Here is a 13,219-nt window from a genome sequence, read left to right as displayed (position 1 = left end):
TTTTCGGGTTGCTCAATTCCTATCGGGAACGTTGTGTATGTTCCAGGAATTGATCCGGAGCCAAGCGGGCTGCGCATCGATTTGCACAAAATTCGAGCACAATGGATACCAGACTTGTTGAAAGAAGCAACACACGGCGAAAGGGATTTTTCATCTCCCGACACGAGGAGAAATGAAATTCTCCTTCTGGCGCGAAAGCGCAAATCGCCGTCCGATAAAGGATTGACGATGACACCCTAACCGATAGGAATGAGTGCGTTAGAGCGCGTTTCGGTCTGATTGGATCAGATCGGCCCTCTATCGCTTTGTTTCGACGCGCATCTTTTCCGCGAACCGTTTCACACCTTTCGGGATGCGCTCTAATTGCAGGAGGCGTCATGCGCAGCACCAAGATCATTCATATTGTCGGCTGTCATGCGGAAGGCGAAGTCGGGGACGTCATAGTCGGCGGTGTCGCACCGCCTCCGGGCGAAACAGTATGGGAACAGTCGCGCTTCATCGCCAGCGATGAAACCTTGCGCAATTTCGTGCTAAACGAGCCGCGCGGCGGTGTGTTCCGTCATGTCAATCTGCTGGTGCCGCCGAAAGACCCGCGCGCGCAGATGGGCTTCATCATCATGGAGCCTGCCGATACGCCGCCTATGTCGGGTTCCAATTCGATCTGCGTCTCCACCGTTTTGCTGGATAGCGGCATCATCCCGATGCAGGAACCGGTGACGCGCATGGTGCTGGAAGCCCCTGGCGGGCTTATCGAAGTGGAAGCCGAGTGCCGCAACGGCAAGGCCGAGCGTATCAGCGTGCGCAATGTGCCGTCTTTCGCGGACCGGCTGGATGCATCGTTGGAAGTGGAAGGGCTTGGGACCATTACGGTCGATACCGCCTATGGCGGCGACAGTTTTGTGATTGTCGATGCGGCTGAGATCGGCATGAAGATCGAACCGGGTCAGGCGCGCGAACTGGCGGAGATTGGCGTGAAGATCACCAAGGCCGCCAATGAGCAGCTTGGCTTCCACCATCCGGAAAAAGACTGGAACCACATTTCTTTCTGCCAGATTACCGAGCCGGTGACACGCGAAGGCGATGTGCTGACCGGCGTGAATACGGTTGCCATTCGTCCCGCTAAGCTGGATCGCTCGCCCACCGGCACCGGCTGTTCGGCGCGCATGGCCGTGCTGCACGCCAAGGGCCAGATGAAGGCGGGCGAGCGCTATATCGGCAAGTCCGTGCTTGGCACCGAATTTCATTGTCAGCTCGACAAGGTTCTCGACCTCGGCGGCAAGCCCGCGATCAGCCCGATCATTTCGGGTCGCGCATGGGTGACGGGAACCTCTCAGCTTATGCTCGATCCGAGCGATCCGTTTCCCGGGGGATATCGATTGTCGGATACTTGGCCAAATATGCCTGAATAGCCACCCCCTCACCCTGAGGTGCGAAGCGAAGCGCAGCCTCGAAGGGCGAGATCCAGATGGAACTGGAAACGCAACGCTGGTCTCCCACCGTCATTCTTCGCCCCGCCCCCCGCTCCTCGATCCTTCGATCCTTCGAGACGGCCCTGCGGGCCTCCTCAGGATGAGGATCGAGAAAATAAAAAACCCCGCCGAAGCGGGGTCTTTCGATAGCTTAAAGCTATAATCTTACGCGAAATCAAGCGGACGGTCGCCGTTCTCATCCTTGATGCGCGATGGCAGGCCGATCTGGTTCAGGATGTGGAGGAAAGGCTTTGGATTAAGCTCTTCCACATTGACCATCTTCTTCACGTCCCATTCACCTGACGCGATCAGGATTGCAGCTGCAACCGGCGGAACGCCAGCCGTGTAGGAAATGCCCTGCGAACCCACTTCGTTGTAAGCGTCCTTATGGTCGGCAACGTTGTAGATGAAGACTTCCTTCTCCTTGCCGTCTCTGGTGCCCTTGACGAAATCGCCGATGCAGGTCTTGCCGGTGTAATCAGGCGCCAGTGACGATGGATCAGGCAACACGGCCTTGACCACTTTCAGCGGCACGACTTCCAGCCCCTCAGCAGTCTTGACCGGCTGTTCTGACAGGAGGCCCAGATTGTTCAGCACCGTGAAGACATTGATGTAGTGATCGCCGAAGCCCATCCAGAAGCGGACATCCGCATTCGGATAGTTCTTGGAGAGCGAGTGCACTTCGTCATGGCCGGTCATGTAGGCCTTGCTCGGGCCGACCACAGGCAGGTCGAACGTGTGGCCGACTTCGAACATCTTGTTCGACTGCCAAGCGCCATTTTGCCAGGAATAGACCGTGCCGGTGAACTCACGGAAATTGATTTCCGGGTCGAAATTGGTCGAGAACCAGCGGCCATGCGAACCGGCATTGATGTCGACAATGTCGATGGATTTGACTTCATCCAGATAATCGTCGGCTGCCAGACGCGCATAGGCATTGACCACGCCCGGATCGAAGCCGATGCCGAGAATGGCGGTGATGCCCTTCTCTTCGCATTCCTTGAGATGCTTCCATTCGTAATTGCCATACCATGGTGGCGTCTCGCAGATCTTCTTCGGATCTTCATGGATCGCGGTGTCCATGTAAGCCACGCCCGTATCGATACAGGCGCGAAGGACCGACATATTGAGGAAGGCCGAGCCGACATTGATGACGATCTGAACGCCCGTCTTCTGGATCAGAGCCTTGGTGGCCTCAATATCCATTGCGTCCAGCGCATGCGCTTCCAGCTTCACCTCCGTCTTGAGGCTCTTCTTTTCATGCACGCTATCGATAATCTTGCGGCATTTCTCAACCGTGCGGGACGCAATATGGATATCGCCCAATATGTCAGAGTTTTGCGCACATTTATGTGCAACAACCTGTGCCACGCCCCCGGCGCCGATAATGAGAACGTTCTTCTTCATTTTCTGTCGATGCTTCCTCTTCCAGCGGTTTCCCGCCATCTGTTTCTCGTCCCCCGGCGCTCTCAGCCGCGGAACCCGTTTAAGCTTTACGCCGCTGAGTAATACCGCGACGCAGGGTTCAGGAGAGCGAACCCTCGAAGTCCGCATAATCAAATTCGCGGACAATTTTGACCGTACCGTCCAGTTCACGCACGGCAATGGCTGGCATTTTCACGCCATTAAACCAGTTCTTCTTGACCATGGTATAACCGGCCGCATCTTCAAATGAGAGACGGTCGCCGATGGCGAGCGGCTTGTCGAAAGTAAATTCGCCGAAAATATCGCCAGCAAGGCAGGACTTGCCGCAAACCATATAGCTGTGCTCGCCATTGTTCGGCGCCATCTTCGCCTTTTCGCGATAGATGAGCAGATCGAGCATATGCGCTTCGATCGAGCTGTCGACAATGGCGAGGTTCTTGCCGTTGAACAGCGTATCGAGCACTGTCACTTCCAGCGTCGTGGTCCTGGTGATGGAGGCTTCGCCCGGCTCCAGATACACCTGCACGCCAAACTTTTCCGAGAAGGCTTTGAGACGCGCGCAGAACTCATCGACCGGATAATCATCGCCGGTAAAATGAATACCACCGCCAAGGCTGACCCATTCGACGCGATGCAGAAGCGAGCCGAACTTTTCCTCGATGTCGGTCAGCATCCGGTCGAAAAGACCGAAATCGGAATTTTCGCAATTGTTATGGATCATGAAGCCGGTCACGCGATCCATCACCTTTTCGACCTTCGCCACGTCCCACTCGCCAAGGCGGCTGAACGGTCGCGCCGGATCGGCGAGATCGAAGCTCGAAGATGACACGCCCGGATTGAGGCGCAGGCCACGCTTGATATGCGCCGCCTTGTCGGCAAAGCGCTCCAGTTGGCCTATCGAATTGAAGATGATCTTGTCGGCATGGCTGATAACTTCATCAATTTCGTTATCGGCATAGGCCACGCTATAGGCATGGGTTTCACCGCCAAATCTCTCGTGACCAAGGCGCACTTCATTGAGCGAGGATGATGTGGTGCCGTCCATGTATTCGCTCATCAGATCGAATACGGACCAGGTGGCGAAGCATTTCAGCGCCAGCAGCGCCTTGGCGCCAGAATTCTCGCGCACATAGGCAACCTTTTCCATGTTGCGCTTCAGCTTGGTCTTGTCGATCAGGTAATAAGGCGTCTGGATCATGGCAGTCCCGGGTCGTCCAATGGGGAAATCTGGCCTGGCCAGCAAGGCTGGTTTGCCAAGTTGAGGAAACATACAAGTAGTTTCCCAGATTGTTCGAAGGCTTATAGGAAGCTTGTGACAGAAACACAAATCCGCCACAGCATTATCGGGAAAAAATTTCCCCACGAGCTGTCGCGGATTACGTCTCCGCCTTCAGCGGATGAGCTTCATATAGAGATTTTTGTGAGGATTTGAACCCCTTCCCTCTCGCTCCCGCCTGCCCGTCGTTTTCATTGAAAGTCTTTGCCCGGACAAATGGCTTCCGACCGACAAGACAGGTTGCTACGCTTTCCGACGTATCATCAATTTAATTAAACAAGCATTTGCTTGACAAATTATTGGCGCGGGCGTAGCCATCATTTCCATGCTCTGGGCGAACCCTTTCAGGCATTCGCCCGCACATTGACAGTCAAAGGAAAATGAAATGCAGGATCATAAGCCGACCGCCGGTTGGGGAGACCTGTTCGCAGGCAGGAACGCCATCGTATCGCTGACGCTTGTCGGCGGCGTCGCGCTTCATGCCATCAACGTGTTCATCGCCACAACCATTCTGCCAACGGTCGTCGCCGACATTGGCGGCATGGATTACTATGCGTGGAACACGGCGCTGTTCGTGACTGCATCCATTCTCGGCTCGGCGCTCGTGCCGCGCCTTCTTTCCCAGGCAGGCCCGCGCAGCGCCTATCTGATCGCGGCGGTTATCTTCGCTGCCGGAACGCTGACTTGCGGCCTCGCTCCATCCATGCCGGTCATGCTCGCCGGGCGAGCCATCCAAGGTCTCGGCGGCGGTATGATGCTTGCCCTGTCCTATTCGATGATCCGCATCGTCTTTGATGAATCGCTGTGGCCCCGCGCTATCGGTCTCGTTTCCGGCATGTGGGGCGTGGCCACGCTCGTCGGCCCGGCGATTGGCGGGGTTTTTGCGGAACTTGGCATCTGGCGCGCAGCCTTCTGGTCGCTTGCGCCGGTGATTGCCGCGTTCACCGTCATGGCCATGACGGTGCTCCCGCGCGAATCCGGCTCCGCCGCCAGCAATGACCGGCTAGCATGGCCGCAGCTCATCCTTTTGACTTCCGCCGTCCTTGCCGTTTCTGCCGGAAGTATTTCACCGGAACTGGCATGGAACGCCGGTGGCGTTGCGCTTGCCATTGTCCTGCTGCTTCTCCTCGCTGCCGTGGAAAAGAAAGCCAGCCGACGTATCCTTCCCAAAGGTTCGTTCAGTATAAAGAAACTCGGCGCACTTTATCTGACGCTCTCCTTCCTCAGCGCGTCCGTCACCAGTTCCGAAGTCTTCGTGCCGCTGTTCTTTCAGGTTCTGCATAACCAGTCACCGCTCGTTGCGGGCTATCTGGCAGCAATCATGGGCGGCAGCTGGACACTCGGTTCCATCGGGTCGTCGGGGATTGCCGCCGGGCGCACCGACCGCGTTATTCTCGCCGCCCCCGTCATGGGCGTTGCAGGCATGGTAACGCTCGCCGTTCTCATTCCGGCAGGCAGCGCGGGCCATTGGTACGATCTGCTGCCGATATGCATCGCGCTGGCCGTCATCGGTTTTGGCGTCGGCCTGACATGGCCGCACCTGCTGACCCGCATTTTCAAGCGTGCCGACGCAGAGGATCAGAATCTGGCTTCCGCCTCCGTGACCATGGTGCAGCTGTTCACGACCGCCCTTGGTGCAGCACTTGCCGGAATGGTCGCCAATATGGCCGGGCTAACCAATCCCGGCGGCTTTGCAGGCACCGCACATGCCGCGCTCTGGCTCTTTTCCGGCTTCGCCATTCTGTCCGCACTGGCGTTCGTGTCGGCGCTCGCTCTCGTCCGCAGCGCAAGACAGCCGCAAACCGCACAATGCTGAGAATTATCAGGCGGCGGGCGCAATAACGTAGGCGCAGCGCCGCGCACCGGCCAGAATATGTTCGGTTCGGTTTACAGAAACATCAGGGCCAAGCACGGCCCTGAACACCTGAAGCTCCGCACGGCAGAAGCCCTGGCAGGCGTCCGCGGCAGCGCATATCGGGCAATGGTTTTCGATGAAAAGCCAGGAACCGTCTTCCTGCTTTTCGGCATCGGCCATATAACCTTCCGCCGAGCGGATCGCGGCCAGTTCTTTCACCCGCTCGCCCAACGGCAGATCGTTGAGGCGCGCCTGATACTGACGACGGGTCTCCGTTTCTCGGTGCGCAATCAGAGTATCCAGTGCATCTTCACCCAGAATGGTGCGAACGGAATGCAGAAGCTGAACCGTCAAATCGGCATGCGTATCGGGGAAGCGCTTGTTGCCGGTTTCGGTCAGATCCCAGAATTGCGACGGGCGGCCAACGCCCTGCGACACGGAATGCGGAGCAACGAGACCTTCTTCAGCCAGCCGCACGAGCTGCTGGCGGACAGCTTCGCCGGTCGTTCCCAGATGCTCGCCGATTGCAGCTGCAGTCTGTGCACCCCGCATCTTCAGTGCCAGCATTACACGCTCAGCGGGCGAACGTGCTCCGGAAGCGTCCGTATTTAGAAAGTCATTCCTTGACATATTGCCTGTTTTCGATTTAAAGAAGCATTATCTTGTTAAATTATGCGAACCTCTCGAGATTATCAAGATCGTTCTATATCAAGGAGTCTAAAATGAGCTTTACCCTGCCTCCGCTTCCCTATGCGACCAACGCTCTTGAAGGCGTCGGTATGGGTACCGAAACGCTTGAGCTGCATCATGGCAAGCACCATCAGGCCTATGTTACCGCGCTCAACGGCTTCGTTGAAAAGAACGATGCGCTCAAGGGCAAGTCGCTTGAAGAAATCGTCCTCTTTGCCAAGGATAAGGCCGACCTCGCTCCGGTGTTCAACAATGCCGGCCAGCACTGGAACCATAATCTGTTCTGGCAGAACCTGTCAGCGACGGGCGGTCGCTTGCCCGGCGCGCTGGAAAAGAAGATTGTCGAGGATTTCGGCAGCGTTGACCAGTTCAAGGAAGCCTTCAAGACTGCAGCCGTCGGCCAGTTCGGTTCGGGCTGGGCATGGCTGGTTCTGGCCGACGATGGCAAGCTCAACGTCACCAAGACACCGAACGGCTCCAATCCGCTGGCAACCGGCGAAGGCAAGGCGCTATTAGGACTTGATGTCTGGGAGCATAGCTATTATCTCGATTTCCGTAATCGTCGGCCTGACTATGTAACGAACTTCCTCGACAAGCTGGCCAATTACGAATTCGCGGAAGCCACCCTGAAGGCAGCATGACGCGCCTATATTGATTGCGATCAAGGCGTTTTGCCTGCGGGAAATGCAGACTCCACGGAGTTGCATGACTGCGGGCAAAATGCAGCAATGACAAACAACCGACCATCCATAGGCGCCGTCCTCCCAAGCGGTGCAGGAGCAAGACAGAGACAGTTCCGAAAATGAGCAGCAACTTCAATCAGGAAACCGTCACCGACATCCATCACTGGACCGACACGCTGTTTTCCTTCCGCACAACGCGCGACCCCGGTTTCCGCTTCCAGAGCGGCCAGTTCATCATGATGGGCCTCGAAGTGAACGGCAAGCCGCTCACGCGCGCCTATTCCATCGCCTCTAGTCTTTATGAAGACGGTCTGGAATTCTTCTCTATCAAGGTGCCAAACGGTCCTTTGACATCAAAGCTCCAGCATCTGAAGGTTGGCGACCAGATCATCCTTTCCAAGAAGCCGGTCGGCACGCTGCTCTACGACAATCTGAAGCCCGGCAAGAATCTCTGGCTGCTTTCGACCGGCACCGGCCTCGCGCCGTTTCTGTCGATCATTCGCGATCTGGAAGCCTATGAACGTTTCGAGAAGATCATTCTCGTTCATGGCGTGCGTCAGGTGGCGGAACTCGCCTATACGGATTTCATTTCCAACGAGCTTCCGCAGGATGAATTCCTCGGCGAAATGGTCAAGAAGCAGCTCATCTACTATCCGACCGTCACGCGTGAGCCCTACAGGAATCGTGGCCGCCTGACCGACCTTATTCGTTCAGGACAGCTGTTCAGCGATGTCGGCCTGCCGGAGTTCAATCACGACGACGACCGCATGATGCTCTGTGGCAGCCCGGAAATGCTGGCCGAGACCAAGCAGATTCTGGAAGAACGCGGTTTCAAGGAAGGCAGCCAGAGCGAAGCCGGACATTACGTCATCGAGAAGGCTTTCGTGGAGAAATAGAGCATGTCTCCCGAGAGTGGGAACCGGTTTCGGGATAAGACATGCGTAAAAACAAACAGACAGCGAGCTTCCCGGGATTCAATCAAACAGGAAATGCTCCAGGTCTGGCTCCAGTTGAAAAGCGAATAAAGGGAGGCATCCGCCTCCCTTTTTCTTTGACTAGGTTATTGAGAGCGCACTGCCTGCAGGAAAAATGCCTTTACGCCCGCGACCATTTCGGTGCGATCCATCATGTCCGGGTCGGAGATGATTTCATCGACCGCACCGTGCAGCGCATTGAAAAGGAGCACAGCCGTCAAACGCGTATTGGCGATTTTCCAAGCGCCTGCGGCGTGCCCCCCGGTCAATAACGCATCGAGCCGGACGATTGCCGGATTTTCCTGTTTCATGCGGCGCATGGGCGGATGAAAATCATGAAACACCATGTCGTGGAGCTTGTAATTGTCCAGATAGCCGGCAATGCCTGTCTCTGCCCAGGCTACCAGCCTGCCCTGCCAGTCATCGGCTGGAAGCAGATCCAGCTGGCGCTCCAATCCTTCGCAAAACCCGTCGATAAATCGCTCCCGCAAGGCAAGCAGGATGTCGTCCTTACTGCGGAAGTGCAGATAAAATGTACCTTTGGCGACATCGGCCAGACGCACGATTTCATCCACGCTTGTCGCCGCGAAGCCCTTTTCGAGGAAGAGGGCCTCGGCTGCAGCCATCAGTTCATCGCGACGTATTTCAGCTGGTTTGGTGCGGGGCTTGGGCTTGGCAGTCGGCGGCAAATCAATCTCCGGAATTTCACGATGTCGCCAATTTACCCCGGATCGCCGCCCTGTCAAAAACAAGCCTGTTTGGTCGAACCACGCGATCCTCCAGCCAGTGCAACGCCGCATCTATATGGGAAAAAGTACCAGCCGGAACGCCAAACAGTTTTTCTGCATCCATGCGGCTCGCCTGTTCATAAACTGATTCCGGCACGATGTTCACCATGGCCAGCACCTGTTCGCGGATGCGCGGCGCATTTTGCTGGAACCATTGCTTCACTTCACGCGCCGAACCTTCGGGATGAGCCAGAGCATCCTCATCCAAAAAGCGGCGGATCGTGACAAAGGGTTTTCCGTGATCGAGCCAGCGGCTCCAGACTTCAAGGAATTCACGCGTTTCTTCCATTGTCGACGCACCCTTCGACAGGGTGACGATATATGGCCAGTTTTCTACATGGTGAAGCATTACGCTCCCCTCCTCATCGATATTCGTGAGAAATCGCAGCACGAATGCCGCTTAGAGCCGAACGACGGTGCGTCAACCAGCACGCACACAAACAGGTTTCCGAACCGCCGTCCGACTCATGACTGACTATCAGTCAGTCGATTTCTGCCACATAAACATGAATAATTCAATCATGTTTATGTGGCATGTTTATCGCCGCAGTTTGGAGAAGGTTTTCGCCACGAATGCGTAAAACCCGGACCCCTTTGCGGGACCAGGTTTTGCAACAAAAAGCAGTTGAATGTTGGCTATACGGGAAGCTGCCGTCCGCTTAAAGCTTGTAGCCTTACCCATTCAGCTCAAAATCGAGCCCGATATCGAGGTTTGGCGCGCTGTGCGTGGTCCAGCCGACCGAAATCAGATCGACCCCGCTGGCCGCAACTGCCGCAACCGTTTCCGGTGTGATGCCGCCGGAAGCTTCCGAAATGGCGCGCCCATCGATCACCGACACCGCATCGCGCAATTGCGCGGGCGACATATTGTCGAGCAGCACCGCGTCGACGCCGACAGCCATCGCCTCATCGAGTTGTTCAAGTGTGTCGACTTCCACCTCGATCTTGACCATGTGACCTGCCCCGGCCTTGGCGCGCTCGATGGCCTCGCGGACGCCGCCAGCGACCGCGATGTGATTGTCCTTGATCAGCACCGCATCATAGAGCGCGAAACGGTGGTTCATGCCGCCGCCTGCCCTGACCGCATATTTCTGCAAGGCGCGCAGTCCCGGCATCGTCTTGCGGGTGCAGACGATGGCGGCCTTTGTGCCCTGAACCGCTCTGACCAGATTCGCCGTGGCGGTGGCGATACCGGACAGGTGGCAGAGAAAATTGAGCGCGGTGCGCTCCCCCGCCAGAATGGAGCGGGAGGAGCCGGAAACGCGGGCGACATCGGCCCCTTTCTCAAGAGACTGACCGTCCCGCGCCAGACGTTCGAATGTGACATCCGGATCAACCAGACGAAACGCCATTTCGGCCACATCCAGCCCGGCGATAACGCCCGGCTGGCGCAAGCTGAACAGCATGGCCGAGCGGTGATCCTCCGGCACCACCGCATTGCTGGTAATATCACCAGCAAGCCCCAGATCTTCCAGAAGTGCGGCGCGCACCAGCGGTTCGACGACAAGCGGAGACAAGCGCGGCAAGTTCATCATGCAGTCCTTGTAACAGGGTGAGGCGCGGCGATTTCGCGTGCCAGTGCGAAAGCTGCCGGAAAGGTGAAAAAGCTGCGGGCTGAAGCAGCCCGTTTTGCTGGATAGTCGGTGCGGGCATGGCTGCCGCGCGACTCGCATCGGTCAAATGCCGCAACCGCAGCGACCAGCGCCACGGCTGCGGCATCGTCGGTCTCCGCAAGGGGGAGAAGGGTGGCGATTGCAGAGCGCAAACCTTCTTCACCACGCAGCAGGCCAAGATGGCTGGAAACAATGCACCGTACCGGTTCGGGATCGGAACTCTGCGGCAGGCTGACCGGCACGGGATGCCGCACGGCAACCGCTTCTTCACAGCCAAGCGCGCGGGCGGCGCGCAGGCCCATGGCGGCGGCTTCAAGCAGCGAATTGCTGGCAAGCCGGTTGGCGCCATGCAGGCCGGTGCAGGCCGCTTCGCCCACAGCCCAGAGGCCCGGCAGACTGCTGCGCCCGTCGGCGTCGGTTTTGATCCCGCCCATATGGTAATGCGTGGCCGGTCTGACCGGGATCAGATCATAGGCCGGATCGATGCCATGCTGTTTGCAAAGCGCATCGATACCGGGAAACCGGGTTGCAAAACGCGCAACCAGAGCTGTGCGCGCATCGAGATAGACCTTGCGTCCTTGCGCGATCTGGTTGCCGATGGCACGCGCCACCACATCGCGGGGTGCAAGTTCGCGGCCCGGAACATCCGCCATGAAGCGCTCGCCGCGATCATTGACAAGTTGAGCGCCCTCCCCGCGCACGGCCTCGCTGACCAGCGGCAGACGCGGCGCAGAAACGGCAAGCGCGGTTGGGTGGAATTGCACGAATTCCATATCGGCAAGCTCAGCGCCTGCGCGGCCTGCCAGAGCGGCCCCTTGGCCGAGATTGCCGAGCGGCGTGGTCGTTGCGTTATAAAGCCCACCGATCCCGCCCGTCGCCAGAACCACGGCGGTTGCTGCAACCGGACCGACATTTTCAAGACAGGCACCGACGACACGGCCATCCTGCCGGATGAGCCGCAGGGCGCGGGTGTTTTCCATGACGGTGATCGAAGGCGTCGCCAGCACTTTCGCGATCAAGGCGCGCATGATGCCCGCGCCGGTCGCATCGCCATCAACATGCACGATGCGGTGGCGACTATGAGCGGCTTCCAGACCGAGCGAAAACGAACCGTCCGCTTTACGGTCGAAGCGCACGCCATGCGCTTCCAGCGCGGCAACCACGTCCGCGCCTGCTGCGATGATTTCCGCCGCCACGCCTGCGTCACACAGGCCGTCGCCCGCGGCAATCGTATCGGCCAGATGCAGCGCTGCACTGTCATCTGCACCAACACTTGCGGCAATGCCGCCTTGCGCCAGCGTGCTGGAACCGGACAGGCCGAGGCTTCCCGCTGTCACCAGCAGAACCGGTCGCGGCGACAGCGTCAGCGCCGTCATCAGCCCGGCAAGGCCGCTGCCAATGACCAGAACCGGAGCCGTGTTCATACCATCAACATCCGCTCGACGGCGCGCCGGGCATGCTCCATCAGTGCGGTATCGACGGTTACTTCATGGCGGTTGTTTTCCAGCGCATCGCGGATATTGGCAAGCGTGATCCGCTTCATATGCGGGCAAAGATTGCACGGGCGGATGAACTCGACATCCGGGTGATCAACGGCAACATTGTCACTCATCGAGCATTCGGTCAGAAGCACGACACGCTGCGGCTTCTTCTCGCCGACATAGTCCGACATGACCGCCGTGGAACCGGCGAAATCGGCGGCTTCCACCACTTCAGGCGGGCATTCGGGATGGGCCAGAACCACCACGCCGGGATGGCTTTCGCGCAATTCGCGGATATCGTCTGGAGTGAACCGCTCATGCACCTCGCAATGGCCATGCCAGGCGAGAATTTCGACATTGGTTTCGCGCGCCACATTCTGCGCCAGAAACTCGTCGGGGATCATCAGCACGCGCGGCACACCAAGCGACTCCACCACCTTTTTGGCATTGCCGGAAGTGCAGCAAATGTCGGATGCCGCCTTCACAGCAGCGGATGTGTTGACATAGGTGATGATCGGCACGCCGGGATGCGCCTCGCGCAGAAGCGCCACATCTTCCGGCGTGATGCTGTCGGCCAGCGAACAGCCCGCCGCCATATCGGGGATCAGCACCGTCTTGCCTGGATTGAGCAGCTTGGCCGTCTCGGCCATGAAATGCACACCCGCCAGCACGATCACATCGGCGTCGACCTCCGCAGCCTTGCGCGCCAGCGCCAGACTGTCGCCAACAATATCGGCCACGCAATGGAAGATTTCCGGCGTCTGGTAATTATGCGCAAGGATCACCGCATTGCGCTTTTTCTTCAACTCGAGAATGGCCGCGACATCGTCTTCGAAGCCCAGCCACTCCGCCTTTGGCAGCACCTTGGCCACGCGGTCATAGAGTTGCGAAACGGAAACATGATCATTCATGTGCGAGCCTCCCAGCTCATCGACCGCCATTCACGCATCAGCTTCACGCGAAAG

General features: G+C 57.9%; 12 protein-coding genes and 1 pseudogene. 5 read left to right on the top strand and 8 right to left on the bottom strand.

Annotation, left to right across the window (positions count from 1 at the left end; genetic code table 11):
• The first annotated feature begins 377 nt into the window (after nucleotides 1–377).
• Together J9800_RS12240 and J9800_RS22195 are read left to right on the top strand one after the other, a co-directional pair.
• Entirely contained in the window at nucleotides 378–1,409 is a 1,032-nt protein-coding gene (locus J9800_RS12240) for a trans-3-hydroxy-L-proline dehydratase (RefSeq protein ID WP_114214102.1), read from the top strand.
• Nucleotides 1,396–1,619: pseudogene (locus tag J9800_RS22195) on the top strand (hypothetical protein). The gene J9800_RS12240 and the pseudogene J9800_RS22195 overlap by 14 nt, the downstream one beginning before the upstream one ends.
• 15 nt (nucleotides 1,620–1,634) lie before the next feature.
• On the opposite strand, the gene J9800_RS12235 reads toward J9800_RS22195, so the two are convergent.
• Nucleotides 1,635–2,876: a saccharopine dehydrogenase family protein gene (locus tag J9800_RS12235; RefSeq protein WP_114214103.1), complete on the bottom strand. Its 1,242-nt coding sequence runs from the start codon at nucleotides 2,874–2,876 to the stop codon at nucleotides 1,635–1,637.
• 118 nt (nucleotides 2,877–2,994) lie between these two features.
• Nucleotides 2,995–4,092, bottom strand: coding sequence for a carboxynorspermidine decarboxylase (gene nspC, locus J9800_RS12230; RefSeq protein WP_114214613.1), 1,098 nt, complete (start codon nucleotides 4,090–4,092; stop codon nucleotides 2,995–2,997).
• A gap of 463 nt (nucleotides 4,093–4,555) precedes the next feature.
• On the opposite strand from nspC, the gene J9800_RS12225 reads away from it, so the two are divergent.
• On the top strand, nucleotides 4,556–5,986 hold the full coding sequence (locus J9800_RS12225) for an MFS transporter (RefSeq protein WP_114214104.1): 1,431 nt from the start codon (nucleotides 4,556–4,558) through the stop codon (nucleotides 5,984–5,986).
• A 6-nt stretch (nucleotides 5,987–5,992) separates the two neighbouring features.
• On the opposite strand, the gene J9800_RS12220 is transcribed toward J9800_RS12225, so the two are convergent.
• The gene (locus J9800_RS12220) at nucleotides 5,993–6,592 is read right to left on the bottom strand and encodes a helix-turn-helix transcriptional regulator (RefSeq protein ID WP_114214105.1); all 600 of its coding nucleotides are present in this window, start codon (nucleotides 6,590–6,592) and stop codon (nucleotides 5,993–5,995) included.
• A gap of 155 nt (nucleotides 6,593–6,747) precedes the next feature.
• On the opposite strand from J9800_RS12220, the gene J9800_RS12215 reads away from it, so the two are divergent.
• Nucleotides 6,748–7,356, top strand: coding sequence for a superoxide dismutase (locus tag J9800_RS12215; RefSeq protein ID WP_114214106.1), 609 nt, complete (start codon nucleotides 6,748–6,750; stop codon nucleotides 7,354–7,356).
• Nucleotides 7,357–7,517: 161 nt separating this feature from the next.
• Nucleotides 7,518–8,294, top strand: coding sequence for a ferredoxin--NADP reductase (locus J9800_RS12210; protein ID WP_112589982.1), 777 nt, complete (start codon nucleotides 7,518–7,520; stop codon nucleotides 8,292–8,294).
• A gap of 164 nt (nucleotides 8,295–8,458) precedes the next feature.
• Here J9800_RS12210 and J9800_RS12205 read toward each other — a convergent pair whose 3' ends face one another.
• The 5 genes from J9800_RS12205 to nadA all read right to left on the bottom strand — a co-directional run bounded on the left by J9800_RS12205 (nucleotide 8,459) and on the right by nadA (nucleotide 13,165).
• Complete coding sequence (locus tag J9800_RS12205) at nucleotides 8,459–9,061, bottom strand: TetR/AcrR family transcriptional regulator (RefSeq protein ID WP_114214107.1); 603 nt, start codon at nucleotides 9,059–9,061, stop codon at nucleotides 8,459–8,461.
• A 16-nt stretch (nucleotides 9,062–9,077) separates the two neighbouring features.
• Nucleotides 9,078–9,509 carry a hypothetical protein gene (locus J9800_RS12200; protein ID WP_114214108.1) on the bottom strand — a complete coding sequence of 144 codons (432 nt, stop codon included), beginning with the start codon at nucleotides 9,507–9,509 and terminating at the stop codon, nucleotides 9,078–9,080.
• 325 nt (nucleotides 9,510–9,834) lie between these two features.
• Nucleotides 9,835–10,692 (bottom strand): carboxylating nicotinate-nucleotide diphosphorylase, encoded by an 858-nt coding sequence (gene nadC / locus J9800_RS12195; protein WP_114214614.1) that lies wholly within the window; start codon nucleotides 10,690–10,692, stop codon nucleotides 9,835–9,837.
• Entirely contained in the window at nucleotides 10,692–12,197 is a 1,506-nt protein-coding gene (locus tag J9800_RS12190; RefSeq protein WP_114214109.1) for an L-aspartate oxidase, read from the bottom strand. Before J9800_RS12190 ends, nadC begins: the two co-directional genes overlap by 1 nt.
• Entirely contained in the window at nucleotides 12,194–13,165 is a 972-nt protein-coding gene (gene nadA / locus J9800_RS12185; RefSeq protein WP_114214615.1) for a quinolinate synthase NadA, read from the bottom strand. The genes J9800_RS12190 and nadA overlap by 4 nt, the downstream gene beginning before the upstream one ends.
• Nucleotides 13,166–13,219: the final 54 nt, after the last annotated feature.

It is taken from the genome of Ochrobactrum sp. AP1BH01-1, from assembly GCF_018066705.1.
Lineage (GTDB): Bacteria > Pseudomonadota > Alphaproteobacteria > Rhizobiales > Rhizobiaceae > Brucella.
The sequence above is the reverse complement of the archived record's forward strand: the minus strand, read 5'-3'. Positions and strand labels throughout refer to the sequence as shown.

Bases quoted from the DNA above. Each gene is read 5' to 3' on its own strand.
- J9800_RS12240 (WP_114214102.1), top strand. From the start codon at position 378: ATGCGCAGCACCAAGATCATTCATATTGTCGGCTGTCATGCGGAAGGC.
- J9800_RS12235 (WP_114214103.1), bottom strand. From the start codon at position 2,876: ATGAAGAAGAACGTTCTCATTATCGGCGCCGGGGGCGTGGCACAGGTT.
- nspC (WP_114214613.1), bottom strand. From the start codon at position 4,092: ATGATCCAGACGCCTTATTACCTGATCGACAAGACCAAGCTGAAGCGC.
- J9800_RS12225 (WP_114214104.1), top strand. From the start codon at position 4,556: ATGCAGGATCATAAGCCGACCGCCGGTTGGGGAGACCTGTTCGCAGGC.
- J9800_RS12220 (WP_114214105.1), bottom strand. From the start codon at position 6,592: ATGCTGGCACTGAAGATGCGGGGTGCACAGACTGCAGCTGCAATCGGC.
- J9800_RS12215 (WP_114214106.1), top strand. From the start codon at position 6,748: ATGAGCTTTACCCTGCCTCCGCTTCCCTATGCGACCAACGCTCTTGAA.
- J9800_RS12210 (WP_112589982.1), top strand. From the start codon at position 7,518: ATGAGCAGCAACTTCAATCAGGAAACCGTCACCGACATCCATCACTGG.
- J9800_RS12200 (WP_114214108.1), bottom strand. From the start codon at position 9,509: ATGCTTCACCATGTAGAAAACTGGCCATATATCGTCACCCTGTCGAAG.
- nadC (WP_114214614.1), bottom strand. From the start codon at position 10,692: ATGAACTTGCCGCGCTTGTCTCCGCTTGTCGTCGAACCGCTGGTGCGC.
- J9800_RS12190 (WP_114214109.1), bottom strand. From the start codon at position 12,197: ATGAACACGGCTCCGGTTCTGGTCATTGGCAGCGGCCTTGCCGGGCTG.
- nadA (WP_114214615.1), bottom strand. From the start codon at position 13,165: ATGAATGATCATGTTTCCGTTTCGCAACTCTATGACCGCGTGGCCAAG.